At 68.1% G+C, this 24,157-nt stretch carries 22 protein-coding genes; 4 read left to right on the forward strand and 18 right to left on the reverse strand.

The features are described from left to right. Positions 1 to 167: 167 nt before the first annotated feature. The 3 genes from HWY37_RS06980 to HWY37_RS06990 form a co-directional block, all read right to left on the reverse strand. Positions 168 to 1,343: a hypothetical protein gene (locus tag HWY37_RS06980; protein ID WP_175209731.1), complete on the reverse strand. Its 1,176-nt coding sequence runs from the start codon at positions 1,341 to 1,343 to the stop codon at positions 168 to 170. A gap of 14 nt (positions 1,344 to 1,357) precedes the next feature. After that, positions 1,358 to 2,086 carry a helix-turn-helix domain-containing protein gene (locus HWY37_RS06985; protein WP_013394848.1) on the reverse strand — a complete coding sequence of 243 codons (729 nt, stop codon included), beginning with the start codon at positions 2,084 to 2,086 and terminating at the stop codon, positions 1,358 to 1,360. A gap of 97 nt (positions 2,087 to 2,183) precedes the next feature. Continuing rightward, positions 2,184 to 2,618 carry a gamma-glutamylcyclotransferase family protein gene (locus tag HWY37_RS06990; protein WP_175209732.1) on the reverse strand — a complete coding sequence of 145 codons (435 nt, stop codon included), beginning with the start codon at positions 2,616 to 2,618 and terminating at the stop codon, positions 2,184 to 2,186. Between the two features lie 136 nt (positions 2,619 to 2,754). Between HWY37_RS06990 and clpB the strand changes: the two genes are divergently transcribed. Next, the gene (gene clpB, locus HWY37_RS06995; protein WP_175209733.1) at positions 2,755 to 5,361 is read left to right on the forward strand and encodes an ATP-dependent chaperone ClpB; all 2,607 of its coding nucleotides are present in this window, start codon (positions 2,755 to 2,757) and stop codon (positions 5,359 to 5,361) included. A gap of 149 nt (positions 5,362 to 5,510) precedes the next feature. On the opposite strand, the gene HWY37_RS07000 is transcribed toward clpB, so the two are convergent. The 8 genes from HWY37_RS07000 to HWY37_RS07035 all read right to left on the reverse strand — a co-directional run bounded on the left by HWY37_RS07000 (position 5,511) and on the right by HWY37_RS07035 (position 14,069). Beyond that, a complete protein-coding gene (locus HWY37_RS07000; RefSeq protein ID WP_175209734.1) occupies positions 5,511 to 5,939 on the reverse strand; it encodes a DUF1641 domain-containing protein in 429 nt (142 codons plus the stop codon). Then, complete coding sequence (locus tag HWY37_RS07005) at positions 5,936 to 7,126, reverse strand: NAD(P)/FAD-dependent oxidoreductase (RefSeq protein WP_176088214.1); 1,191 nt, start codon at positions 7,124 to 7,126, stop codon at positions 5,936 to 5,938. The genes HWY37_RS07000 and HWY37_RS07005 overlap by 4 nt, the downstream gene beginning before the upstream one ends. 86 nt (positions 7,127 to 7,212) lie before the next feature. After that, positions 7,213 to 8,190: a 2-hydroxyacid dehydrogenase gene (locus HWY37_RS07010; RefSeq protein WP_176088215.1), complete on the reverse strand. Its 978-nt coding sequence runs from the start codon at positions 8,188 to 8,190 to the stop codon at positions 7,213 to 7,215. Next, a complete protein-coding gene (locus tag HWY37_RS07015) occupies positions 8,187 to 9,836 on the reverse strand; it encodes a dipeptide ABC transporter ATP-binding protein (protein WP_176088216.1) in 1,650 nt (549 codons plus the stop codon). The genes HWY37_RS07010 and HWY37_RS07015 overlap by 4 nt, the downstream gene beginning before the upstream one ends. Next, positions 9,833 to 10,678, reverse strand: coding sequence for an ABC transporter permease (locus HWY37_RS07020; RefSeq protein ID WP_175209738.1), 846 nt, complete (start codon positions 10,676 to 10,678; stop codon positions 9,833 to 9,835). Before HWY37_RS07020 ends, HWY37_RS07015 begins: the two co-directional genes overlap by 4 nt. Continuing rightward, positions 10,675 to 11,649 carry an ABC transporter permease gene (locus HWY37_RS07025; RefSeq protein WP_176088217.1) on the reverse strand — a complete coding sequence of 325 codons (975 nt, stop codon included), beginning with the start codon at positions 11,647 to 11,649 and terminating at the stop codon, positions 10,675 to 10,677. Before HWY37_RS07025 ends, HWY37_RS07020 begins: the two co-directional genes overlap by 4 nt. Positions 11,650 to 11,677: 28 nt before the next feature. Further along, positions 11,678 to 13,243, reverse strand: a complete 1,566-nt coding sequence (locus HWY37_RS07030) for an ABC transporter substrate-binding protein (protein ID WP_176088218.1) — start codon at positions 13,241 to 13,243, stop codon at positions 11,678 to 11,680. 34 nt (positions 13,244 to 13,277) lie between these two features. Continuing rightward, the gene (locus tag HWY37_RS07035) at positions 13,278 to 14,069 is read right to left on the reverse strand and encodes a class II aldolase/adducin family protein (protein ID WP_246302217.1); all 792 of its coding nucleotides are present in this window, start codon (positions 14,067 to 14,069) and stop codon (positions 13,278 to 13,280) included. Between the two features lie 174 nt (positions 14,070 to 14,243). On the opposite strand from HWY37_RS07035, the gene HWY37_RS07040 reads away from it, so the two are divergent. Together HWY37_RS07040 and HWY37_RS07045 are read left to right on the forward strand one after the other, a co-directional pair. Beyond that, complete coding sequence (locus HWY37_RS07040; RefSeq protein ID WP_176088219.1) at positions 14,244 to 14,969, forward strand: GntR family transcriptional regulator; 726 nt, start codon at positions 14,244 to 14,246, stop codon at positions 14,967 to 14,969. Continuing rightward, complete coding sequence (locus HWY37_RS07045) at positions 14,966 to 15,994, forward strand: histone deacetylase family protein (protein WP_176088220.1); 1,029 nt, start codon at positions 14,966 to 14,968, stop codon at positions 15,992 to 15,994. The genes HWY37_RS07040 and HWY37_RS07045 overlap by 4 nt, the downstream gene beginning before the upstream one ends. Here HWY37_RS07045 and HWY37_RS07050 read toward each other — a convergent pair. The 7 genes from HWY37_RS07050 to HWY37_RS07080 form a co-directional block, all read right to left on the reverse strand. After that, the gene (locus HWY37_RS07050; RefSeq protein WP_176088221.1) at positions 15,928 to 16,332 is read right to left on the reverse strand and encodes a Rieske (2Fe-2S) protein; all 405 of its coding nucleotides are present in this window, start codon (positions 16,330 to 16,332) and stop codon (positions 15,928 to 15,930) included. The two genes, HWY37_RS07045 and HWY37_RS07050, sit on opposite strands and share 67 nt — an antisense overlap. Beyond that, a complete protein-coding gene (locus HWY37_RS07055) occupies positions 16,307 to 17,167 on the reverse strand; it encodes an intradiol ring-cleavage dioxygenase (RefSeq protein WP_176088487.1) in 861 nt (286 codons plus the stop codon). Before HWY37_RS07055 ends, HWY37_RS07050 begins: the two co-directional genes overlap by 26 nt. A 21-nt stretch (positions 17,168 to 17,188) precedes the next feature. Continuing rightward, complete coding sequence (locus HWY37_RS07060; protein WP_176088222.1) at positions 17,189 to 18,649, reverse strand: aldehyde dehydrogenase family protein; 1,461 nt, start codon at positions 18,647 to 18,649, stop codon at positions 17,189 to 17,191. A gap of 36 nt (positions 18,650 to 18,685) precedes the next feature. Then, complete coding sequence (locus HWY37_RS07065; RefSeq protein WP_176088223.1) at positions 18,686 to 19,705, reverse strand: hydroxyquinol 1,2-dioxygenase; 1,020 nt, start codon at positions 19,703 to 19,705, stop codon at positions 18,686 to 18,688. Between the two features lie 40 nt (positions 19,706 to 19,745). Further along, entirely contained in the window at positions 19,746 to 20,240 is a 495-nt protein-coding gene (locus HWY37_RS07070; protein WP_176088224.1) for a cupin domain-containing protein, read from the reverse strand. A gap of 84 nt (positions 20,241 to 20,324) precedes the next feature. Continuing rightward, a complete protein-coding gene (locus HWY37_RS07075) occupies positions 20,325 to 21,293 on the reverse strand; it encodes a tripartite tricarboxylate transporter substrate binding protein (protein WP_175209751.1) in 969 nt (322 codons plus the stop codon). A gap of 50 nt (positions 21,294 to 21,343) precedes the next feature. After that, a complete protein-coding gene (locus HWY37_RS07080) occupies positions 21,344 to 22,921 on the reverse strand; it encodes an alkaline phosphatase family protein (protein WP_176088225.1) in 1,578 nt (525 codons plus the stop codon). Positions 22,922 to 23,062: 141 nt separating this feature from the next. Here HWY37_RS07080 and HWY37_RS07085 point away from each other — a divergent pair, with 141 nt between their 5' ends. After that, positions 23,063 to 23,881 carry an IclR family transcriptional regulator domain-containing protein gene (locus tag HWY37_RS07085; protein ID WP_176088226.1) on the forward strand — a complete coding sequence of 273 codons (819 nt, stop codon included), beginning with the start codon at positions 23,063 to 23,065 and terminating at the stop codon, positions 23,879 to 23,881. The last annotated feature ends 276 nt before the right edge of the window (positions 23,882 to 24,157 follow it).

Here is a 24,157-nt window from a genome sequence, read left to right on the forward strand (position 1 = left end):
TGTCGGGCTCGCCTGTCAGGCGACCGCAGCCGGGGCCCATGCCTGCGGGCCAGCCGCGAATGGAACACGCACCGCATTATGTTGCGCCTGCCGCGCGTGAAATGCACGCTTTACGGCACTATTTTTGCTTCAGCTTTTTGTCAGGCCGCAGGCCCGGCAGGGCGGTATTACTTGGCGCGCGGCGCGATGACTTCGCAGGGCGCGGCGCCATCGGCCGCCTGGGCGTCGTCGCCGAACAGCGCGCGCGCGCCGCAGACCGAGCCGAACATGCCCTTGCTGTTGTGGCCGATGCCGGTCACCTCGAAGGCGCGGCGGTGCAGCGCCACGGCCTTGGCGCCGCGGGCCGCGAGCACATGCTCGTATTGGGCGTAGCCCGTGCCGCGCGCCAGCCGCGTCGCGCCCTGGGCTTCCGCGCCGCAGGTCTTGTCCAGCAGGCGGTCTTCGGGGTTGTTGTCGGCGCCGCCCAGCAGATAGGTCACGTCGCGCGCCGCGTAGCGCACGAAGAGCTTGGACTCGTCGGTCTCGCGCGAGTAGGGCGGGAGCTTGTCCGGTCCGTACTTGTACTGGTTGTAGGTGGGACAGATGCCGCGCTCGTAGGGCGCGTAGCCCTTGCCGTCGGGGCGCGGGCGTTCATTGCTCAGGTACAGATAGGACGAGGGGTTGGCGACGACATAGCGCAAGGCCAGTCCGTCGCGCCGCAACGGGCCGTCGATATTGTTCAGCACCGCATAGCGCTGCGTCAGCTGCGCGCCGGCGGAGTGGCCGGCCACCACGATGCCGGCCAGCGCGGGCAGGCGCTTGCGGTCGTCCAGGCTGCGCAGCAGGTCGTCCAGCACCTGGAAGGAACTGACCGGCGCGGGACGACCGGCCGCCTGCACGCTGTCCTCGCCCGCCTCCCAGCTGGCCTTGCGCCAGGCCACCATGCCGCCGAAGCCCGAGTCGATCGAGCCCGAGAAGCGCGGCGCCAGGATCAGGGTGTCGCGCGCCCGCTCGGGGTTGCGCGCCAGCAGGGCGGCGACGGATTCGTAATAGCGGTCCGCGTCGCGCTTGACGCCGTGGATCACGACCACGACCTGCTTGATGTCCCGCAGGTCGTCCTTGGCGAGGTCGCGGTTGGCGTAGACCGGCATCTTGTAGCGATGGCCCGCCTTGCCCAGTTCCACGGCCTGCCAGCGCAACGGCGCCGCGCGCTTGGGCGCGGGCGTGGTTTCGCTGTAGTCGTAGGGGTCGGGCAGGGGCGTCTGGGCGTGCGCCGCGAACGGCGTCAGCGCCGCCAGGGCCAGCAGGGCGGCCAAGCGGCCGGGCAGGGCCCGGCGCAGGCGGAGGATGGGCTCGCGACGCATGGCGCGACGGGCCTTCAGCAGCTCTCTTGGCCCAGCAGCTGCTTGAGCGCGGGCAGGTCCAGGATGCGGACCTCGCGCTGGTTGATCTTGATGAGGCCGTCGCGCGCGAAGCGCGAAAACAGCCGACTGACCGTTTCCAGGGTCAGGCCCAGGTAATTGCCGATTTCCTCGCGGCTCATGCGCAGCACGAACTCGGTCGACGAATAGCCCAGCGAGGCATAGCGCTGCGACAGGTTCAGCAGGAACGCGGCCAGGCGCTGCTCGGACCGCATGGAACCCAGCGAGGCCAGCATCTGGTGCGAACGGTTGATTTCGCGGCTCATCAGGCGGCGGAACTGTTGTTGCAGCGACGGCAGGTGGGCCGCGACGCGGTCGATGTCGGCCAGGCGGATGACGCAGACCTCGGAATCCTCGAGCGCGACGGCGGTCGAGACGTGCTTGCCGTCCAGCATGCCGTCCATGCCGACGATTTCGCCGGGCAGGTGAAAGCCGGTGACCTGGATCTGGCCGGTCGCGTCTTCCAGTTGCGTCTTGAGGCTGCCGAAGCGCACGCTGTAGACGGCGTCGAGCGGGTGGTTCAGCGAGTAGAGCGGCTTGCCCTTTTCAAGGCGCACGCGTTCCCTGACCAGTTCGTCCAGCTTTTCCACTTCGGCGGCTGCCATGCCCACGGGCACGCACACATGCCCCAGCATGCATGTGGAGCAATGGGCGGCATCAGGGGCAACAGGGACCCGTTTTTGCATACGATGACCTCTATAGTGCCCATTGCGCGGACGGACGCCGGAATGGGTATAAAGCTTAAGACAAGCTGTATTGTAGTCCGTTGTTACTACGGGCGTCTTACCGGCCCTCCGGGAGGGAGCGGGCCAGGCGGTATGCGACCCAATCGTCGGCGGCAATATCGGCCGCCGCGCCGCGCAGGGCCGGGTCTATCGGGTAGTACTGGCAGCGCAATTCCGCGGCCGCGGCGGGCGGCTCCAGGCGCGCCACGACCTCGCGCCGCACGAAGCAGCAGGGCTTGCCCGGCTCGTATTCCTCGATTTCGTCCATCAGCGCGACCAGGGCCGGCTCCACCTGGAACACGTCGCCGCGCACCCGCCGGCCGTCGTCCACGGGGATCAGGCCGGGCCAGTCGCCAAAGTCCACCAGCCTGCCCGGCACGCTGGCCGGACCGACGTAGCGGGCCGCGGGCAGGCCGCGCCGCGCGGCGGCTTGAGCGAGATCATTGATTTCGCCCGCGCGTAGCGTGCCGTAGACAAAAACGTATATGCTCATAAATCAGATTGTTGCTGCACGTCGAAAAACCATGGCGCGGGCAGGGTGTTGAAATTCTCGCATCTGGCCGCATATTCAGGATATCGAGCCCGCCGGCACGTATCGGTCAGGCTCCCCAACAAGCCAAACGACCATTATGCGATTCGACAAACTGACAACCAAGTTTCAGCAAGCCCTGGCCGACGCTCAGAGTCTGGCCGCCCGCAACGACCATCCCTATATCGAGCCCATTCACGTGCTCTCCGCCTTGCTGTCGGACTCCGACAGTGGCGCGGGCAGCCTGCTGGCGCGCGCCGGCGTGGCGGTGAACCGGCTGCAGCCGGCCATCGACAGCGCCATGAAGTCCCTGCCCCAGGTGCAAGGCGACGACAACGTCCAGGTCAGCCGTGACCTGCAGGCGGTGCTGACGCGCACCGACAAGGAAGCCGCGCGCCGCGGCGACACCTACATCGCCAGCGAGCTGTTCCTGTTGGCCCTGGCCGACGACAAGGGCGAGGCCGGCCGCATCCTGCGCGAAGCGGGCCTGCAGAAGAAGGCCCTGGAAGCCGCCATCGACGCCGTGCGCGGCGGCGAGAACGTCTCCGGCGCGGAAGGCGAGTCCAACCGCGAAGCCCTGTCCAAGTACACCATGGACCTGACCGAGCGCGCCCGCCAGGGCAAGCTCGATCCCGTGATCGGCCGCGACGATGAAATCCGCCGCACCATCCAGATCCTGCAGCGCCGCACCAAGAACAACCCCGTGCTGATCGGCGAACCCGGCGTGGGCAAGACCGCCATCGTCGAAGGCCTGGCGCAGCGCATCGTCAACGACGAAGTGCCCGAGACCCTGCGCGGCAAGCGCGTGCTGTCCCTGGACCTGGCCGCGCTGCTGGCCGGCGCCAAGTTCCGCGGCGAATTCGAGGAACGCCTGAAGGCCGTGCTGAAGGAACTGTCGCTGGACGACGGCAGCAACATCGTCTTCATCGACGAGCTGCACACCATGGTGGGCGCGGGCAAGGCCGAAGGCGCGATGGACGCGGGCAACATGCTCAAGCCGGCGCTGGCGCGCGGCGAGCTGCATTGCATCGGCGCGACCACGCTGGACGAATACCGCAAGTACATCGAGAAGGACGCGGCGCTGGAACGGCGCTTCCAGAAGGTGCTGGTCGACGAGCCCGACGTGGAGTCCACCATCGCCATCCTGCGCGGCTTGCAGGAACGCTATGAAATCCACCACGGCGTCGAGATCACCGACCCGGCCATCGTGGCCGCGGCCGAACTCTCGCACCGTTACATCACCGACCGTTTCCTGCCCGACAAGGCCATCGACCTGATCGACGAGGCCGGCGCGCGCATCCGCATGGAAATCGATTCCAAGCCGGAAGTGATGGACAAGCTGGACCGCCGCATCATCCAGCTCAAGATCGAGCGCGAAGCCGTCAAGAAGGAAACCGACGACGCGTCCAAGCGCCGCCTGGGCGTAATCGAGGACGAGCTCGAAAAGCTGCAACGCGAATACAACGACTTCGAGGAAATCTGGAAGGCCGAGAAGGCCGCGGTGCAGGGCACCCAGGCCATCAAGGAAGAGATCGACAGCGTGCGCGCCGAAATGGCGGAACTGCAGCGCAAGGGCCAGTTCGACAAGCTGGCGGAACTTCAGTACGGCAAGCTGCCCGACCTGGAAGCGCGCCTGAAGGCGGCCGAAGTGGGCGCCGCGGAAGCGGCCGAGGAAGCCGAGGGCGGCGAAGGGCGTCCGCGCCTGTTGCGCACCCGCGTCGGCGCCGAGGAAATCGCCGAGGTCGTGTCGCGCGCCACCGGCATTCCGGTGTCCAAGATGATGCAGGGCGAACGCGAAAAGCTGCTGCACATGGAGGAATACCTGCACAAGCGCGTGGTGGGCCAGGACGAGGCCGTGCGCCTGGTGTCCGACGCCATCCGGCGTTCGCGCGCCGGCCTGGCGGATCCGTCGCGCCCGTATGGCTCGTTCCTGTTCCTGGGCCCCACCGGCGTGGGCAAGACCGAGCTGACGCGCGCGCTGGCCGAGTTCCTGTTCGATTCCGAAGAGCACATGATCCGCATCGACATGAGCGAATTCATGGAGAAGCATTCGGTGGCCCGCCTGATCGGCGCGCCGCCGGGATACGTGGGCTACGAAGAGGGCGGCTACCTGACCGAGGCCGTGCGCCGCAAGCCGTACAGCGTGGTGCTGCTGGATGAAGTCGAAAAGGCCCATCCGGACGTCTTCAACGTGCTGTTGCAGGTGTTGGACGACGGCCGCCTGACCGACGGCCAGGGCCGCACGGTGGACTTCCGCAACACGGTCATCGTGATGACGTCCAACCTGGGCTCGCACCATATCCAGAGCCTGGCCGGCAAGCCCTATGAAGTGGTCAAGGAAGTGGTGTGGGACGAGCTCAAGCAGACGCTGCGCCCCGAGTTCCTGAACCGCATCGACGAAGTCGTGGTGTTCCATGGCCTGGAAGCGCAGCACATCGAGTCGATTGCCCGCATCCAGCTGCGCCGCCTGGGCGAGCGCCTGGAGAAGCAGGAAATGCGCCTCGAAGTGAGCGAGCCCGCCCTGGCGGAACTGGCCCGTTCCGGCTTCGATCCGGTGTTCGGCGCGCGCCCCTTGAAGCGCGCGATCCAGCAGCAGATCGAAAACCCGGTGGCGCGCCTGATCCTGGAAGGCAGGTTCGGCCCGCGCGACGTGGTGCCGGTGGATTGGCAGGACGGCAAGTTCGTCTTCACGCGCACCCTGCAGTAAGCGGGTCCGGCGCGGCGCATGCCAGGCCGCGCAAGAAAACAACCCCCGGAAGCTGGACCGATCTCCAGCTTCCGGGGGTTTTTACATGCGCCTTTCCTGTTGCCGCGGGACGCCGGATACCGCGCGGCGTTTTGCGGCGGCGCGCGCTTCTACGAGGCGCCGGCGTAGTCCTGGCGCTGGGCCGCCATCTGCCGGCCCAGCGTTTGCAGCGCCCGCAGCACCACGGCCAGGCCGCGCCGGGTGTCCTCATCGCGCAGCAGGCCGATGAGGCCCGTCAGGCTGGGGGGACGTTCTTCCTGTAGCGTGCGGGCATGGGCGTCGCGCAGCGTGTTGGCGGCGGTCCAGGCGGCGCTGCTGGCCTGTTCCGACAGCAATGCCAGCTTTTCCACCATGGACTGATCCAGCAGGTCCACCAGGTCCGATGCCAGCGACAGCAGGTCGGCGATGTTGTCCAGCCTTCCCGCTTCGGCCAGCAGGCCCAGCCTGTCGGCCAGCGCGCGCGCGCCCGGCCCGCCGCCCAGGAAGGGAGCGGGCGTGTCGGTCGCCTGTGTGGCGCTTGCTTCGTGCGGCGCGTTCATAGCATTCCCCTTGCGACGGCCCAGTACAGGCCGCGGTTGAACCCGTGGCGCAGCAGGCCGCCGAGCTTGGTGGGCGGCGTGGGCAGCACGTCGTGCGTGTAGTCGTACCAGAGCGGCATGCCGGCGTTCAGCCCCATCTGGGCCACCGCCTGCACCCGGCCGTCGTACGCGCTGCACGGCTGGCCCAGCCGGATTTCGCCGGCGATGTTGTTGGCGATGACCGGCGCCTGGTTGTGGCAGGAGCCGCCGGCCTTGCTGACCGGCAGGTCGACGGTATCGCCGATGACGTAGACGTTTCGCAGCCCGTAGACCTGCAGGGTCTCGTGGTCGGTGGGCAGCCAGCCCTCGTCGTTCTCCGCCTGCGACACGCCGGACTCCAGCACCACGTCCACCGCGCGTATCGGCGGCGTGGCCATGAGGATGTCGAAAGGCTGTTCGCCGCCTTCCTCCGAGTAGGCGATGCGCCGCTCGGGATCGACCCGCGACAGCGTGAAGCCGCGTTGGAACTTGATGCCCTTCTGCTCGAAGATCGCGGGCAGCACTTCGCAGGTCGGCCTCTGCAGGAACAGGCAGTTGCGCAGCAGCTGCGAGGTGGTCGGGTAGGTGTAGACGATCTCCACCTTGTCGCGCACGCCGCGCCGCCGCAGGTAGTCGTCCAGCATCAGCGTGGTTTCGATCGGCGCGATGCCGCACTGGTGCGGGACGTTGGGCGTCTTGGGGAAGGTGACGCTGATGAACACCCGCCCGCGCTCGATGCGCGACAGGCGGTCCGCCAACTGCCTGGCGGGCGCGTACTGGTAGAAATGGTCCCCGGCTTCCTTCAGCCCTTCGATGCGTTCGGGCGACGGCACGCAGCCCGTGGCGATGACCAGATAGTCGTAGCCGTAGCGCTTGCCGCCCTGCGTGGATACTTCCTGGCTGTCGAAATGGAACCGGGTGACCTTGTCGACGCGGAACTCGATTTCCGGCCGCAGCAGGGAACGTTCCGGCCGTTTCAGTTCTTCGCGGAAGAAGAGGTTGAAGGCCACGTACATGAATGCCGGCTTGTAGTAGTGATCCGGCGTATCCGAGAGCAGCGTGATGGAGACTTCACCGCGGCTGATTTCGGGGTACAGCTTTCCAGCGAGCTGATTGGCGAGCATGGTGCCGCCTACGCCGCCGCCTACGACAACAATACGCTTGTTCATAAACCACCTCTTATGGAGAGATTCTGAGGGCAAGTGCAGTGCGTCTGTGTGTTTAGCAACAGTTGCAGGCGGCGTCAACCGGCAGATCAATATCCCAATGCCGCGTCGGCGCAGGTATCGGGCCGCCGCCCCTCCTGCACCGTCTTCAGGTTCTCCAGGGTCTGGCGGGCGATGGCGGCGGCCGGCGTGCGCGTGGCGATGTGCGGCGTGACCAGCACGTTGCGGTGGCGCCAGAGGGCATGTTCCGGCGGCAAGGGCTCCTGCGGCGTGGCGTCCACCGTGGCGTAGGACAGCTGGCCGCTGTCCAGCGCCGCCAGCAGGGCATCGGGATCCAGATGCTCGCCGCGGCCCGCGTTGACGACGTGGGCGCCGCGCGGCAGCTGCGCGAAGGTGGCGGCGCCCAGGAAGCCGCGGGTCTCGTCCGTCAGGGGCAGCAGGCAGACCAGGGTGTCGGCTTCGGCCAGCAGGGCCGGCAGGCCGTCGGCGCCGTGATGCCCGATGATGTCCGCGGGCAGATCGGGCTTGGGCGTGCGGCTCCAGCCCGATACGCGGTAGCCCAGCGCCGACAGCGCGCGCGCCGCGGCCAGGCCCAGGCGGCCCAGCCCGGCGATGGCGACGCGGTGCTCGGACGGCGGCACGATGGGGCTTTCGCGCCAGATGCCCTCGGCGCTATTGCGCACGTAGTCGGGGAAGTGCCGGTGATGATTGATCACCGCCCAGGCGACGTAGGTGCTCATGCCCGCGGTCATGCCGGCCTCGGACACTCGGCACACCGGCACATGGCGCGGCAGCGCGGGATCGGCATAGATGTGGTCCACGCCCGCGCCTATCGATTGGATCAGGCGCAGGTTGGGCAAGGCGCCCAGCACGCCGGCAGGGGGCTGCCAGCACACTGCCGCGTCGATCCGGGCCGGATCGCCCAGCTCGTCCGCGGTACGCCATTCGATGTCGGGCCGCAGGGCCTGGAAGGCCGGCACCAGATAGCGCATGTCCAGCACCCGGCTCAAGAGCGCGATGCAGGGCGGCCGGTCCGCGGCCGCGGCGGGATACAGCAGCGCGCTCATGCCGCCACCTCCGAGTAGCGGGCGAGGCCCGTTAGCCGCGCTCGTCCGGAGACGATGCTGGCAAAGTCCGGCACCGCCTGCACCAACTGGCGCGTGTAGTCCTGGCTGGGGGCGCGGATGACCTGGGCGGCGGAGCCGCATTCGATGATGCGGCCCTGCTGCATGACCGCGATGCGGTCGCACATCTGCGCCGCCACGCGCAGGTCGTGGGTCACGAACAGCATGCTCAGGTGGAATTGCTGGCGCACGCTGGCGAACAGGTCCAGCACCTGGGCCTGCACCGACACGTCCAGCGCCGACACGGGCTCGTCGGCCACGATCAGTTCGGGTTCCGAAGCCAGCGCGCGCGCAATGCCGATGCGCTGGCGCTGGCCGCCGGAGAATTCATGCGGATAGCGCTCGGCGGCGTCAGGGTTCAGGCCGACCAGCCGCAGCAGTTCCGCCGCCCGCTCGCGGGCGCGCGCCGGCGCCATGCCCTGCGCCAGCGGGCCGGCCATGATCGAGCGGCCCACGGTATGGCGCGGGTTGAGCGAGGCCTGAGGATCCTGGAACACCATCTGCACCCGGCCCGGCGCCGGCCGCGCGCCGCGCTCCTGGCCGTTGAAGAGGATCTGGCCGCCGTCCGGCGCCAGCAGCCCGGCGATGCAGCGGCCCAGCGTGGATTTGCCGGAGCCGGATTCGCCCACCAGGCCCAGCACTTCGCCGCGCTGCAGGGTGAAGCTGATGCCGCGCATGGCGGTGGTTTCGCGGCCGCGCCGGAACAGTCCGCCGCCTGACGAGTAGGTCTTGCGCAGGTCGCGCACTTCCAGCAGCAGCGGCTGCGCGTCGGCGGCCGCGCCAGCCGCCGGCATGCCGTGCGGAATCGCGGAGATGAGCTTGCGGGTGTAGTCATGTTGCGGATTGCCGAGGACTGCGGCGGCGTCCCCGGCCTCGACGATCTGGCCCAGCTGCATGACGGCGACGCGGTCGGCGATCTGCGACACCACGCCGAAGTCATGCGTGATGAACAGCACCGCCGTGCCTTGCCGGGCCTGCAGGTCGCGGATCAGTTCCAGGATCTGCGCTTGCGTGGTGACGTCCAGCGCGGTGGTGGGCTCGTCGGCGATCAGCAGGGCCGGCTCCAGCATCAGCGCGCAGGCGATCATGACGCGCTGGCGCTGTCCGCCCGACAGCCGTCCCGGGTAGCTGGCGGCGATGCCTTCGGGATCGGGCAGGCGCACGTCGCGCAGCGCGGCGAGGATGCGGGCGCGCTTGTCGGCGGGGGTGAGCTGCAGGTGCGCGTCCAGCGCTTCCTCCAGCTGTTCGCCGATGCGCATGACGGGATTGAGCGCCGACATCGGGTCCTGGAAGATCATGCCGATGCGGTTGCCGCGCAGGGCGCGCCATTGCGGCTCCCGCAGCGCCAGCAGGTCCTGGCCCTGGAAGGCGATGGTCCCGGCCACGGGCGCGACCAACGGTTGCGGCAGCAGGCCCATGACCGCGTTGGCGATCATGGATTTGCCCGAGCCGCTTTCGCCCACGATGCAGAGCGTTTCGCCGGCAGCGACGGACAGGCTGGCTTCCTTGACGGCAAGGGCGCGGTCGGCGCCGGCGGGCAGCCGGATGCTCAGGCCGCGGATGTCGAGCAGCGGTGGCGTCGGCGTCATGCGCGGCTCCTTGCGTCCAGGCGGGTGTTCAGGCCGTCGCTCAGGCCTTCGCCCACCAGGTTCAGCGCCAGCACGGTCAGCAGGATGGCCACGCCGGGGAACAGGCTGATCCACCAGGCCTGGCGCAAGGCGGTGCGGGCCGCGCCGATCATGTAGCCCCAGCTCATGACGTTGGGATCGCCCAGGCCCATGAAGCTCAGGCTGGACTCCAGCAGGATGGCGGTGGCCACCATCAGCGACCCCATCACCACGATCGGCGCGGCCGCGTTGGGCAGGATCTGGGTGATGATGATGCGCAGGTTGGATTCGCCCGCCAGGTGCGCGGCGTGGACGAAGTCGCGATGGCGCAGCGTCAGGAATTCGCCGCGCACCAGGCGCGCCACCGGCGGCCACGAGACCAGCGCGATGGCGGTGACGATGGAGCCCACCGAAGGCTGGAAGATCGCCACCAGCACGATGGCCAGCGCAAAGCTGGGGATGGCCTGGAACAGCTCGGTAAAGCGCATCAGGCCGGAATCCACCCAGCCGCCGTAATAGCCGGCCAGCGCGCCCACCGATACGCCGATCAAGAGGCCGGCCAGCGTCGAGATCAGGCCGATCAGCAGCGACACGCGCGCGCCGTAGGCCAGGCCGGAGCCGATGTCGCGGCCCATGGTGTCGGTGCCGAAGGGCAGGCCGGCCATGTCCAGCGGGGGCAGGAACGGGCGCTGCACCATGGCCCAGGGATCGTGCGCGGCGATCAGCGGCGCGGCCAGGGCCAGCAGCAGCACCGCGGCCATCACGGCCAGGCCGGCCAGCGCGCCTTTGTTGCGGCGGAAACGCCGCCAGAATCCGTTGTTCATTGCAGTTCTATCCTCGGGTCGGCCAACGTGTAGAGCAGGTCGGTGACGATGTTGAACGCCACGGCGAGTGCGGCAGTGATCAGGAAGGTGCCCAGCAGCAGGTTGTAGTCGCGCTGCACCAGCGCATCGAACATCAGGCGGCCGATGCCGGGCCAGGCGAAGACGGTTTCGATTAGCACCGTGCCGCCCACCATGGAGCCGGCCTGGATGCCGGCCAGGGTGATGACGGGCAACAGCGCGTTGCGCAGGATGTGGTGGCGCTGGACGCGGCGCGGCGGCAGGCCCTTGGCGCGCGCGGTCTTGACGAAGTCCATCTGCGCCACTTCCAGCATGGAGGTGCGCGTCATGCGGGCGTAGACCGCCATGTAGAACAGCGCCAGCGTGGCGGCGGGCAGCGCCAGGTGGCGCGCGATGTCGGCGGCCCGCGCCAGGCCCGAGTAGCCCGCGCCGACGGTCTCGAAACCGAATCCCGGCAGCCATTCCAGCTTGACGGAAAACAGCAGCACCCCCATCAGCGCCAGCCAGAACAGCGGCGTGGCGTAGAACAACATGGACAGCGTGCTGACCAGGCTGTCCAGCCAGGTCCCGGCGCGCGCGCTGGCCCAGGCGCCCAGCGCCACGCCCAGGGTCAACGAGACGACGAAGGCCGTCATGGTCAGCAGCAGCGTGGCGGGCAGGCGTTCGGCGATCAGGCTCATCACCGGCCGCTGCTGGCGGTAGGAGTCGCCCAGGTCCAGCCGCGCCGCGTGCCCGAGATAGCTCGCCAGCTGCTGGGGCAGGGGCTTGTCGAGCCCGAAGCGCTCGCGCAGCTGCGCCATGAAGACCTCGTCGGCCGCGCCGGCTTCGCCCGCCATGACGGTGGCGGGATCGCCGGGCGCGGCGCGGATGAGCAGGAAATTGATGACCGCGATCAGGGCCAGCACGAGCAGGCCCTGTACCACGCGGCGCATCAGGTAGGCGAGTTTCTTCATGGCGTTCCCCCTGGACGGACGGCCGTGTTCAGGCCAGCGTGGCGCGCGCCAGGCTGTCGTTCAAACCTATGCCTGAATTGATCAGGTTCTTGATGTTGTTGCGGTACAGGGTGGGGAATTGCAGTTCCAGCAGCCAGGCCACGGGCACGTCGTCCACCAGCACGCGCTGCACTTCCTCGTACAGGCGGCGGCGCGCTTCGGGGTCGGCTTCGCGCGAGCCGCGCTCGAACAGGTCGTCGACCTTGGGATTGCTGTAGCCCTCGACGTTGTTCCAGGGCGAGCCCTTGGCGATGGTCGACGTGAGGTAGTTGCGGGCCACGCCCAGCGCCGCGTCGCCGTACTGGTAGAGGTAGCAGAAGGCGATGTCGTAGTCCCAGTTGGCGGTCTTTTCGCTCCAGCCGGCGACGTCGGTGGCGGTCATCTCCAGCTTGATGCCGGCCTCGGCCAGGTTCTGGCGCGCGATCTCGGCAAAGCGCTGCCAGGTTTCGCCGTAGGGCAGCGGCAGCAGGCGCAGGGTCTGGCCCTTGTAGCCGGCCTCTTTCAGCAACTGCTTGGCGCGCGTCAGGTCGCGCGGATACTTGGTCACTTCGTCGGTGTGGTAGCGCACGGTGCTGTTGAACGGACCGGTTGCGACCTTGCCGAAGCCGTACCAGGCCACGTTGCGCATGGCCTCGCGGTCCAGCGCGTACATGATGGCGCGGCGCACCCGTACGTCGGCCAGCACCGGGTTGCGGTTGTTCAGCCACATGAAGGAGTGGGGACCGAAGAACTCCCAGCCCTTGGTGGTGATCTCCACGTTGGGCAGGCCCTTCAGGCGCGCGATGTCGAAGTACTCCACGGTGCCGCCGGGCAGCACGTCCAGCTTGCCGGACTCGAAAGCCGCCGAACGCGAGGCCGCGTCGGGAATCACGTGGAAGTACAGCGTCTCCACGTTTGGCACGGCGGGCTCGTGGTACTGCTCGTTGCGCACCAGCTGGATGTACGAGCCGCGGCGCCATTCCTTGAACTTGTAGGGGCCGGTGCCGATGGGGGTGTTGTTGGCCGGGTTGTTCTGGAAGTCGGTGCCTTCGTAGATGTGGCGCGGCACCATGGGCATGGTGCCGACCTCGAACAGCCCCAGGAAGGGCGCGAAGGGGCGCGGCAGGCTGAATTCCACCGTATGGTCGTCCAGCGCCTTGATGCTGTCCACGAAGGCCAGGCCGGCGCGCAGGCGCGCATGGGTCTTGCGCAGGAACTGGTCGACGCTGAACACCACGTCGTGGGCGTCGAAGGGCTTGCCGTCATGCCACAGCACGCCTTGCTTCAACTTGAAGGTGTACACCGTGGCCGCGTCGTTCACCGTCCAGGAGGCCGCCAGGCCCGGCATGGGCTCCAGCTTCTCGTCATAGCGCAGCAGGCCTTCATAGATGTTGCCCCCGATCATCTGGGTGGGGCCGTTCTGGATGATGCCCAGCATCAGGCCGGACGGTTCCGGCTGCACGGCAATGTTCAGCACGCCGTTGCGGGCGGCGGCGGCCCATGCGGGCAGGGTGGCGCTGGCGCTCCACCATCCCGCCGTGGCGGCGCTGGCGATCAGAAAGTCGCGACGATTCATGAGGTTCTCCTGGAGTCGGGAGCCGGAGCGCGCTTCAGGCGCGCGGCGCGGCGGGAGCGCTGGACTGGGGATGCACCAGCTTGAGCAGCGCGCGCCATTCGCGTTCGCTGGGGTCGGTGGCGCCGGGCAGGCGGTTGGTGTCGCCGCTGGCGTACTGCCGCGCGGTCTTTTCGCTGACCTGCGGGCTGACCGGGTAGGTCGCCTGGCCCGTCGATTGGATCGCCAGCTGGACGCGGCAGGCGCGGTCCAGGTTGAGCATGAGGATGAAGGCTTCGGCGACCGTGGCGCCCACCGTCAGCAAGCCGTGGTTGCGCAGGATCATGGCCTTGTGCTGGCCCAGGTCGGCGACCAGGCGCTCGCGTTCCTCCAGGTCCAGCGCGATGCCTTCGTAGTCGTGGTACGCGACCCGGTTGTAGAACTGCAGCGCCCATTGGTTCACCGGCTGCAGGCCGCAGGCCAGCGAGGACACGGCCACGCCCGCGACGGTATGCGTGTGCAGCACGCAGCCCGCTTCGGGGCGGCCCATGTGCACGGCGCTGTGGATGGTGAAGCCCGCCGGGTTCACGTCATGGTCGGTGGGCGCGACCGCGTGGCCGTCCATGCCGACCTTGACCAGCGATTCGGGCGTGATGTCGCGGAACAGATGGCCGTAGGGGTTGATCAGGAACGCGCCTTCCTCGCCCGGCACGCGCGCCGAGATATGGGTGTAGATGCTGTCGTCCATGCCGAAGTGGGCGGTCAGCCGGTAGCACGCGGCGAGATCCTGGCGGGTTTGCCACTCCGCCGCACTCATGGACTGCGGCGCGGTGTCGAGGGGTGTGACCATTCATGCGTCCTTGGTTGAGCTCGGCCTCCGTGGCGGGCCGGGATGCGAAGGATTATGCGTCGATAGTCAACTGTCGACAGTTAGCAGTAACACTGATATGCTTCCAAAAAATGGGGTGCTATATAGCTGACGCCTTGCTGCAATTCATCACCCCAGAACGAGACAGAACCCGCCATGCCCGAGACCCCGGACCTCCACAGCCCTTTCGAATCCGTCAATGTTCCCGACCTGGTCGGCGTGGTCGAGGACCGGCTGACCCAGGCCATCGTGCAGGGGCGCCTGCCGCCGGGCAGCCGGGTGGTCGAAGCCGAGATCGCGCGGCAGATGGCGATCAGCCGCGCCCCGGTGCGCGAGGCTTCGCGCCGCCTGGAGCGCCAGGGCATTCTGGTGTCCAAGCCGCGCCGCGGCTTCTTCGTGCGCGAGATGTCGGTGCGCGAGATCGACGACCTGTTCCAGGTCCGCCTGAGCCTGGAGTTGACCGCGGTGGCGGCGGCCTGCCAGCACGCGGACGCGGCCGGCCTGGCGCGCTTGAAGGACCTGCTGTCCCTGATGATGGCCGAGGCCGCCGACGCGCCGCAGCACCGCCGCATCGAACTGGACCTGAGCTTCCATACCCTGATCTGCGAGCTCTCGGGCAATGCCTATCTGCTGCGCCTGTTTTCCAGCACCCAGACCGAGATGCGCATGATCATTTCGCTGATCGACAACGTGTACCAGGACCCGGAAATGGTGGCGGCCACGCACCAGCCCATTCTGGACGCGCTGGCGAAGCGCGATGCGGCGGCGGCGCAGGCCTGCATGAAAGTTCACCTGGACGATGCCTGGCAGCACGTCCGCAACCTGTTCGTCTCGCAGCATGGCGCCGCGGGCGGCAAGCCCGGGAGCGCAGCAAAACCATGAAGGTCGTCTACAGCGACAAGCACCAGCTTCACGATCCGCAGTTCTTCATCTCGCGCGGCAAGGTCAAGCGCAGCAACGAACAGCCCGAGCGCGGCGCCCGCCTGCTGGCGGCCGCAATCGGCGCGGGGCACGAGATCATCGCGCCGGACGACCACGGCGCCGGCCCGCGCGCCGCGGTGCATGCGCCGCGCTACCTGCGCTTCCTGGAAACGGCCCACGCCCGCTGGCGCGAGCTGCCCGACGCCTCGGACGAAGTGATCGCGAACGTGCATCCCTTTCCGGGCGAACCCTGTGCCTATCCCGAGCACATCGTGGGCCTGGCGGGCTATCACATGGGCGATACCGCGTGCCCGATAGGCGCGGGCACCTGGGAGGCGGCCGTCTGGTCCGCGCATTGCGCCACGCACGCCGCCCGCCTGGTGCTGGACGGCGAGCGCGCGGCCTACGCCCTGTGCCGGCCGCCCGGTCACCACGCCTACACCGAGCGCGCCAACGGCTTCTGCTACCTGAACAACACGGCCATCGCGGCCCAGTGCCTGCGCGCCGTCCATCCGCGCGTCGCGATCCTGGACCTGGACGTGCATCACGGCAACGGCACGCAGGGCATCTTCTACCGCCGCGCCGACGTGCTGACCGTGTCGCTGCACGCGGACGCCTACAACACCACGCCGTTCTTCGTCGGCCATGCGCACGAAACCGGCGAGGGCGACGGGCTGGGCTACAACATCAACCGGCCCTTGGCAGTCGGAACGGGCGACGAGGGCTATCTGGCGGCGCTCAAGCGCGTCTGCCTGGAGATCCAGGCGTTCGCGCCAGGCGCATTGGTCGTCGCGCTGGGGCTGGATGCGCACGAGAAGGACCCGTACAAGGGACTGGCCGTGACCACGCCGGGCTTCGCGGCCATCCTGGCCCAGGTGGCGTCGCTGGGCCTGCCCACCGTGCTGGTGCAGGAAGGCGGCTATTTGTCTGACGACCTGGGGCCCAATCTGGCCAGCGCGCTGCGCGGCTTCGAATCCGCCGCGTAGACGCTGCCTGCTTCGATGCGCAGGGGCTGCGGATCCAGCGCCGCGCCCTGGCACGGGCCTTCGATGCACAGCCCGTCCTCGAAGCGGAACAGGGCCGAATGGTGCGCGCACATCAGGACCTGGCCTTCGTAGGTCAGCACCGCGCCGTGCGCGGCGTCCAGCGTGACGGAAAAGTGCGGGCAGCGGTTCAGGTAGCCCCAGACCGCCGCCCCGCGCCGCAGCAGGATCAGCGGCTGCGCCTCCAGGTCCACCCGCAGCGAACCGCCGTCAGGTATGTCATCGATGCGGCACAGCGCCGTCCGCGACGCCGCTTCAGGCGCGGGGCAGCACGAAGTCATAGCATCCCTCGTGGAAGCCCGTCTCGAAGCCGTAGCGCTTGCCCAGCGCGGAATCCGCGGCCTGCCTGCCGTATTGCAGGACCAGCGACGGCTTCACGCCGAACACCGCGTCCGAGGCCAGATACGGATCGCCGGCGTTGAACAGATGGGTGACCAGGCGCTGGTGTCCGGGGGCGTCGATCATGAAATGCAGATGCGCCGGCCGGAAGATGTGGCGGCCGGTGGCCGCCATCATGCGGCCGACGGGACCGTCGCCCGGAATCGGGTAGGACACGGGCAGGATGGTGCGGATGGCAAAGGAGCCGTCCTCGCCGCTGCGGTAGCGTCCGCGCAGATTGCCCCGCGGCTGCTCCACGTCCTGGCCCGAGTACATGCCGTTGGCGGCCGTCTGCCACACGTCGAGCACGGCGCCGGCCAGCGGCCGGCCCTCGGTGTCGCGGACGTGGCCGTGCACCAGCGCGGGCTCGCCCGGGGTCTGCGCCATGTCCTCGCCCGGCGCGCGGTCGGGCATGCCGGCGATGTAGAAGGGGCCGAACACCGTGCTTTCGGTGGCCTGGCCCGGCTTGCGGTGGTTGATGGCGTCCACCAGCATCGACACCCCCAGCGTGTCCGACAGCAGGATGAATTCCTGCCGCACGGCGCCGTCGCAGATCTGGCCGGTTTCGGTCAGGAACCGGATCGCCGCCATCCATTCGGCCTCGGTGGGTTCGACGTCGGCGACGAAGGCGTGCAGGTGCCGCACCAGGGACTGCATCAGCTGCCGCAGTCGCGGGTCCGGCGTCTGGGCGAATGCGGCGGCGACCATATCGGTCAGGGCGGTTTCGGCGTTTGGCATGGCGGTGTTCACGGCAGCTCCTCAGCGCTTGAAATGCGGCGGCACGGCGGCGTCCACATTGACCCACACGGACCTGGCTTCAGTGTAGTCATGCATGGCCTCGAAGCCCATCTCGCGGCCGTAGCCCGACTGGCCCACGCCGCCGAAGGGGCTGCCGGGATTGACCCGCTTGTAGCAGTTGATCCAGCACATGCCCGCATGGATGGCGCCGGCCAGCTTGTGGGCCCGCGCCAGGTCGCGCGTCCACAGCCCGCTGCCCAGGCCGTAGTCGGTGGCATTGGCGATGGCCAGGGCTTCCTCGTCGCTGCCGAAGCGCAGCACGGTGACGAAGGGGCCGAACACTTCTTCCTGCGCGACGCGGTCCCGGGGCCTGGCCTCGACGATGGTGGGCGTGACGTAGTAGCCCGAAGCCAGCTCGCCGCCGGGCGCCTTGCCGCCGGCCAGCAGGCGCGCGCCCTGTTCGGCGGCGATGCCCACGTAGGACAGCACCTTGTCGCGGTGCTGCGCCGAGGTCAGCGGCCCCATTTCGGTATCGGGCGAGCGCGGGTCGCCCAGGCGGATCGAGTTCGCCAGCGCCGTGAAGCGTTCCAGGAAGGCGTCGGCGATCCTGTCGTGCAGCATCAGCCGCGAGCCCGCGATGCAGGCCTGGCCCTGGTTGTGGAAGATGGCCCAGGCGGCGCCGTTGACAGCGGCGTCCAGGTTGGCGTCGTCGAACACGATGTTGGCACCCTTGCCGCCCAGTTCCAGCTGCACGCGCTTGAGATTGCCCTTGGACGCCTCGACGATGCGGCGGCCGGTCGCGGTGGACCCCGTGAAGGCGATCTTGCCCACGTCCGGGTGCTCGGCCAGCCGCTGGCCGGCCGTGTGGCCATAGCCCGGGACCACGTTGACCACGCCTTCGGGGAAGCCCGCCATGGCCATCAGTTCGGCGATGCGCAGGGTCGATAGCGGCGTGAGCTCCGAAGGCTTGAGCACCACGGTGTTGCCGGCGGCCAGGGCGGGGCCGAGCTTCCAGCTGGTGAACATCAGCGGGAAGTTCCAGGGCACGATCTGGCCCACCACGCCGATGGGCGCGCGCTGCACGTAGTTCAGGAAACCCGCTTCGACGGGGATCACGCTGCCCTGCAATTTGTCGGCCATGCCGCCGAAATAGCGGAAGCAGCCCGCGGTGCGCGGCACGTCCAGGCCGCGCGTGTCGCGTATCGGGTGGCCGGTGTCCAGCGTTTCCAGCTGCGCCAGTTCCTCGGCGTTGGCTTCGATCAGGTCGGCCAGCTTGAGCAGCAGGCGTCCGCGCTCGGCGGCGGCCATGCGCGACCAGGCGGGAAAGGCGCGTTGCGCGGCCTGCACGGCGCGGTCCACGTCTTCCGCCTCGGCCGCGGCGATGGCGGTGATGAGGGTTCCGTCGTGCGGATTGAGCACGTCTATCGTGCCGCCGGCGGCCGCATCCACGAAGCGGCCGTCGATATAGAGTTTGTTCTGCATGGTTGAGTATTGGTTGATCAGTGGGTCGGGACGGGTTCAGAACGCGACCGGATAGGGCGCGAGTTCGCCGCTTTCGTAGCGCTGTGGCAGGTCGGGCGTCGCGTTTTCCCACACCAGCAGCATCGAGCGCTTGGTCGAGTAGCCCTGGTGGCGGATGTCGGCGGGCATGGCGCAGATGTCTCCGGCGCGCATGGTGACGCGGGCGCGCGGCGCGCCGGTGTCCTTGTCGCCGATGTCCCACACGATTTCATCCGACAGCTGCAGAAACCATTCCACGCGGTCATTGCCGTGGAAGACGGGCAGGATGAATTCCTCGGTGGTGGGGCAGAACAGGCTGGCGCCGCACACCGACGTGACGGACGGATTCCAGGTGACGTCCGAGCGCGACAGGTACTTGAACAGGCTGAAGGCGTGGAGCGCGCCTTCGAAGCCCGGTTCGGCATGGATCTCGGGTTCGTCCTGGGTCACGTCGGCGAAGGCGCGGTTGATGGGCAGGTCGTCGCGCAGCGGCGAGTCCTCGGGCAGGCCGGGCATGCGCCGCGTGGCGATGCGCGAACGCTCGATGGCGGCGATGTTGTCGCCATGCTTGCGGCCGAAGGCGGAGCCGGTTTCCTCGGGTGCCGCGAACGGATCGAAGCCTTCGTTAGTCCAGTCGTGCAGCATGGCCTTGAAGGTGGCCATGATGAGCGGGGTGTCGAAGGTCTCGGTGTAGTCCACGCCGGCCGCCTTCATCACGCCGTTGAACGAGCCGGCGTAGACGTCCACCTTGCCGTAGTGGTTGCGCGTGCCGAACACGTGGTCGAAGTTGACCCAGCCGTAGAAGAAGCCCCAGGCCACGTCGCGCATCAGGGCGCGCAGGAAGGCGTCGGCCGCGATGGCATGGGTGCGGGTCTGGCCCTTGGACGGCCAGTGCACCTTGACGAAGTACTCGTCGCGGGTGAAGGTGAAGGCGCCGAGATCGAAGCGCTTGTAGCCGGTCGCGGCGTCGGCCGCGCTGGCGGCGACCTTGCCGGCGGCGAAAGAGGGGTTGAGGGCGGGGGTGTCCAGCATGGCCATGTCGGGTCTCCTGAGGGAATGGGATGGGCGGGCTTGCGGCTTATTGCAGGCAGATGTCGGCCCACTTCTCGACGGACAAGCCGCCTGCGCGGGTCTGGATCAGCAGCACGCCCGGATACGGCGCACTGAAGCGGTAGGCGCAGCCCGCCGGCAGCAGGCACTGGTGGCCGCGGCCCAGCAGCGCGCGGCCCATGGGCTTGCCTGCGGGGGACTGGCCCGCCAGCGCGGCGCCGTCGGCGGCCGCGGGCGGCTGTTCCAGCGCCAGGAAATCGACCTGCACCTGGCCGTCCATCACGATGGCGAATTCGTCGTGGCTGCAGGCGTACCAGGGCGACACGCCTTCGGCGCGCAGGGTTTCGATGACGTATTCCAGGTTCTTGCCGACCACCACTTTTTCGTAGGGCGCGGAATTCGCGGCCACTTCGAAGATGTTGGAAAACACGTAATGGCGGGGCGAGCCTTGGGTGATCTCGATGGAGCCCTTGCGGTAGTCGTTCAGCGAACCGAAGACGGTGGGGGATGCTGCGGCGTTCATGAAGCCTCCTATGTCGGGTAATGCCGTCCGCGCAAGGGAAGCGCGCGGACGGAGGGAGCGGGGCGGGCGTATCAGTCCGCCGTATCAGTCGACCTTCAGGTTGATCTTGCGGATCACGCCGGTCCACTTGGCGGTGTCGTCGAGCAGCTGGCGCGCGGTGACGTCGGGCGGCTCGGGCCGGGGATCCAGGTCGTTGCCCTGCAGCTTCTGCCTGACCTCGGGCCGCGCCAGGGCGCGCGCCACTTCCTCGTTCATGCGCTGCACGATGGCGGCGGGCGTACCCTTGGGGGCGAACAGCATTTCGCGGAAGGTGGCGTCGTAGCCGGCCACGCCGGCCTGCTGCATGGTGGGCACGTCCGGCGCCTGGACCGAGCGCGCAGAGCCCGATACCGCCAGGCCGTACAGCTTGCCGGCGGCCACATAGGGCGCGACCACCGGCGACGCCAGATAGCCGCAGGCAACCTGCCCGGCCAGCACGTCCTGGGCGGCGGGCGAGGGGCCCTTGTAGGGCACGTGCAGGACGTCCAGGCCGGCGTCCGACAGGTACAGCTCCATCGCCAGATGGCCGGGCACGCCCTGGCCGCCGGAGGCGTAGCTGAGCGCGCCCGGCGTCTTGCGGGCCTGCGCGTCCAGCTGCGCCAGCGTGCGCAGGCCCGACGCCGGCGAGCACACCAGCATCTGGTTGAAGTTCGCCAGCGCGACCACGGGTGTCAGGTCGTCCGCCTTGAAATTGAGCTTGCGGTAGATGGCCGGGTTGATGGTGACAACCGTGTCGGGCGCTTCCAGGAAGGTGTAGCCGTCGGCCGCTGACCGGGCTACCGCTTCCGCGCCGATGTTGCCGCCGGCGCCGGGACGGTTTTCCACGATGAGCGGCTGCTTCAGCGCCTGGCCCACGGCGTCGGCCACGATGCGCGCCGCCGTGTCGCCCGGCGATCCCGCGGGAAACGCGACCACGATGCGGATGGCGCGGGTGGGCCATTCCTCTTTCGCCTGGGCGAGCGAGGCCGAGCTGGCGGCCATACAGGCTGCCAGCGCAAGTAAATGCGGTTTCATGCTGTCTCCTGACGATTATTTTCCAGGCGCCCTGGTCCGGGCGCGCTGCGCTACCACCTGCCGATATGGATGCCGGCCGATTCCTCCTTGCGTGTCCATCCCGTCATGGCGGCGTGGCTGACGGTGGGGTGGATCTTGCGGTTGCGCAGCCAGTCGAACAGCATGGCCTGGTAGCGTTCGCGGACCGGCGCGAGCGCGGGGTCCGTGCCCAGGTCGTCGTATTCGTCCGGGTCGGCGCGCAAGTCGAATAGCTGGGGGCGCAGGCCTTCGAAATGGACATACTTCCAATCGTGGTCGCGCACCATGATGGTGTGGCAGCCGTCGGCGGGACGGCCCAGCGGTTCGCGCACGAAGTCGCGGAACGCGTAGTTGTTTTCCGAGAACACGGCCCGCCGCCAGTCGGCCGGCGTTTCGCCGCGCAGCAGCGGCAGCAGGGATCGTCCTTCCAGGATGTGGTCGGGAATGTCCGCGCCCATGGCGTCCAGGATGGTAGGCACCAGGTCTATGGCCTCCACCAGGCGCGATTCCACCGCGCCGCGTGGCGCGGAGTCGCCGGGCAGGCGGATGATGAGCGGCACCTTGGCCACGCAGTCGTGGAACAGTTCCTTCTCGCCCAGGTAGTGGTCGCCCAGGTAGTCGCCATGGTCGCTGCAGAAGATGACCATGGTGTCCTGGTCGCGGCCGCTGCGCCGCAGGTAGTCGAACAGCACGCCCAGCTGATCGTCCACCTGTTTGATGAGGCCCATGTAGGTGGGGATGACGGTCTCGCGCACCTGGTCGCAGGAGAAGTTCCTGCTGACTTCCGCCTGGCGAAAGCCCTGCAGCACGGGGTGCGCGTGGTCCAGTTCGCGCGCGGCCCGCTTCACGGCGGGCACGTCGTCGACCGAGTACATCGCGTGATACGGCGCCGGCGCGACATAGGGCCAGTGCGGCTTGATGTAGGACAGGTGCAGCACCCAGGGCTGGTTGCCGCTCTGCTCCATGAACTCGATCGCGCGCCGGGTCATGTAGGGCGTTTCGGAATCCGTCTCCGCGACGCGCGCCGGCAGCCCGGCGTAGCGCATGTTCCAGCCGGAAAGGATTTCGCCGTTGGCGCCCAGCGCCGAGTTGGCGTGATCGTGCCAGGGGTTGGCGCCGTCATAGCCCTGGCGGCGCAGGTATTGGGTGTAGTGATGCGATTCGTCGCTGAAGCCCGGCGGCCAGATGCCGTCGTCGCGGTCATAGGGTTCGAACCCGCCTTGCGCGGCCAGGATGCCGTTGGCGCTTGCCGGGTCTATGCCCAGGCGCCGCAGGCCCGAGCGGTCGGCTTCGACATGGGTCTTGCCAGCCACTGCCACGCGCACGCCCCGCGGTCGCAGATGGTCGCCCAGCGTCATTTCGCTGACGGGCATGGGCACGAAGTTCCATACCGCGCCATGGCTGGTGACATAGCGGCCGGTGTAATAGGACATGCGCGACGGACCGCAGACCGGGCCCTGCACGAAGGCGTTATCGAAACGCATGCCTTCGGCGGCCAGGCGGTCGATGTTGGGCGTGTGCAGCCGCGGCTGCCCATAGCAGGACAGATAGTCCCAGCGCAGTTGGTCGCACATGATCCAGAGCACATTGCGTACAGCCTGTCCGCTCATTCCCGCCTCTCGTCCCGTTCCGCCAGCCACCATGGCTTTCGTCAGACGCCACGATATTTCGCGGCGGCTGGGCGGCTCAAGCGAGATTTGCTAGAGTTTCACTCAGTGAAATCAGAAGGTCTGGTCCGAAAGGGGCGCGCAATGAGCCGTTGGAACCCGAAAGTGAAGACGATAGACGCGCTGGAGCGCGGCCTGATCGTGCTGGACGAAGTGCGCGCCACGCAGGGCGCAAGCCTGCAGGAGCTGCATCTGAGCACCGGCTACGCCAAGGCCACGCTGTTGCGCATCCTTGCCACGCTGCAATTGCGCGGCCTGATATGGCGGCGCATCGCCGATGACTATTTCTGCCCGGCCAGCTCGCTCAACGAACCCAGCCGGCGCGCGCGCGTGCTGGACGTGCTGGGGCAATGCGCGGCGCCGGAACTGGACCGCCTGCAGGCAGAGGTGCTGTGGCCCTCGGACCTGACGGTACGGCGCGGCAGCTCGATGGCCATGCGCGAGACCAATCGCAGCCAGTCCTACTTCACGATACGCAGGGATAGCATCGGCTTCCAGATCAATATGCTGCGGTCCGCGGTGGGACGCGCCTATCTGGCCTTCTGCGCCGACAAGGAGCGCGATTCGATCCTGGCCGCGTTGCGCCGCAGCCGCCGCGAAGGCGACGCGCTGGCGCACGATTGCGCCGCCGTGGAGAAGATGCTGGAGCAGACCCGCCGCCAGGGCTACGGCCTGCGCGAACAGCGCTTCGGCGGCGATTACGACAAGACCCGCAAGGACCAGAACGACAGGCTGGAGGCCATAGCCGTGCCCATCATGGCCGCGCCGGGACGGCTCTACGGCTGCGTCAACATCGTCTGGATCCAGGGCGTGCGCACCGCCGACCAGATGGTGGTGCAGTGCCTGGAGCCGCTGTGCCGCACGGCTCGCGCCATCTCAGCCGGTATGAGCCGGCGCGCCTGAAGCGTCAGGGGATGCGCTGACGCGGCTGCCGTGGGGCAGCCATGCGCATCGCGCCATTCCCATCCCAGGCCAAGCGCCAACCTTCGTGAACCCAGGCGCCTTGTTGCCGCCGCCCGTCCTGCGCGGCGCGGCGTCTGCGCGCGCGTCCGGTTGCGGTTGCTTGAGATGGAATCTTGCTCCCATGTTGTTTTTTTAATGTACTAAAAAGTCATAAAAACTAGGGTTTACACGAATAATATCGACAAAATTTTCGGTCTATAAAGCATCATTGTTTTT

The organism is Achromobacter anxifer (assembly GCF_903652925.1).
Lineage (GTDB): Bacteria > Pseudomonadota > Gammaproteobacteria > Burkholderiales > Burkholderiaceae_B > Achromobacter > Achromobacter anxifer.

Excerpts from the sequence above, each read along its gene's own strand:
- HWY37_RS07000 (WP_175209734.1), bottom strand. The coding sequence starts at position 5,939 with ATGAACGCGCCGCACGAAGCAAGCGCCACACAGGCGACCGACACGCCC.
- clpB (WP_175209733.1), top strand. The coding sequence starts at position 2,755 with ATGCGATTCGACAAACTGACAACCAAGTTTCAGCAAGCCCTGGCCGAC.
- HWY37_RS07065 (WP_176088223.1), bottom strand. The coding sequence starts at position 19,705 with ATGGCCATGCTGGACACCCCCGCCCTCAACCCCTCTTTCGCCGCCGGC.
- HWY37_RS07060 (WP_176088222.1), bottom strand. The coding sequence starts at position 18,649 with ATGCAGAACAAACTCTATATCGACGGCCGCTTCGTGGATGCGGCCGCC.
- HWY37_RS06990 (WP_175209732.1), bottom strand. The coding sequence starts at position 2,618 with ATGAGCATATACGTTTTTGTCTACGGCACGCTACGCGCGGGCGAAATC.
- HWY37_RS06985 (WP_013394848.1), bottom strand. The coding sequence starts at position 2,086 with ATGCAAAAACGGGTCCCTGTTGCCCCTGATGCCGCCCATTGCTCCACA.
- HWY37_RS07075 (WP_175209751.1), bottom strand. The coding sequence starts at position 21,293 with ATGAAACCGCATTTACTTGCGCTGGCAGCCTGTATGGCCGCCAGCTCG.
- HWY37_RS07080 (WP_176088225.1), bottom strand. The coding sequence starts at position 22,921 with ATGAGCGGACAGGCTGTACGCAATGTGCTCTGGATCATGTGCGACCAA.
- HWY37_RS07085 (WP_176088226.1), top strand. The coding sequence starts at position 23,063 with ATGAGCCGTTGGAACCCGAAAGTGAAGACGATAGACGCGCTGGAGCGC.
- HWY37_RS06980 (WP_175209731.1), bottom strand. The coding sequence starts at position 1,343 with ATGCGTCGCGAGCCCATCCTCCGCCTGCGCCGGGCCCTGCCCGGCCGC.
- HWY37_RS07035 (WP_246302217.1), bottom strand. The coding sequence starts at position 14,069 with ATGGTCACACCCCTCGACACCGCGCCGCAGTCCATGAGTGCGGCGGAG.
- HWY37_RS07045 (WP_176088220.1), top strand. The coding sequence starts at position 14,966 with ATGAAGGTCGTCTACAGCGACAAGCACCAGCTTCACGATCCGCAGTTC.
- HWY37_RS07050 (WP_176088221.1), bottom strand. The coding sequence starts at position 16,332 with ATGACTTCGTGCTGCCCCGCGCCTGAAGCGGCGTCGCGGACGGCGCTG.
- HWY37_RS07055 (WP_176088487.1), bottom strand. The coding sequence starts at position 17,167 with ATGCCAAACGCCGAAACCGCCCTGACCGATATGGTCGCCGCCGCATTC.
- HWY37_RS07005 (WP_176088214.1), bottom strand. The coding sequence starts at position 7,126 with ATGAACAAGCGTATTGTTGTCGTAGGCGGCGGCGTAGGCGGCACCATG.
- HWY37_RS07010 (WP_176088215.1), bottom strand. The coding sequence starts at position 8,190 with ATGAGCGCGCTGCTGTATCCCGCCGCGGCCGCGGACCGGCCGCCCTGC.
- HWY37_RS07015 (WP_176088216.1), bottom strand. The coding sequence starts at position 9,836 with ATGACGCCGACGCCACCGCTGCTCGACATCCGCGGCCTGAGCATCCGG.
- HWY37_RS07025 (WP_176088217.1), bottom strand. The coding sequence starts at position 11,649 with ATGAAGAAACTCGCCTACCTGATGCGCCGCGTGGTACAGGGCCTGCTC.
- HWY37_RS07070 (WP_176088224.1), bottom strand. The coding sequence starts at position 20,240 with ATGAACGCCGCAGCATCCCCCACCGTCTTCGGTTCGCTGAACGACTAC.
- HWY37_RS07030 (WP_176088218.1), bottom strand. The coding sequence starts at position 13,243 with ATGAATCGTCGCGACTTTCTGATCGCCAGCGCCGCCACGGCGGGATGG.
- HWY37_RS07020 (WP_175209738.1), bottom strand. The coding sequence starts at position 10,678 with ATGAACAACGGATTCTGGCGGCGTTTCCGCCGCAACAAAGGCGCGCTG.
- HWY37_RS07040 (WP_176088219.1), top strand. The coding sequence starts at position 14,244 with ATGCCCGAGACCCCGGACCTCCACAGCCCTTTCGAATCCGTCAATGTT.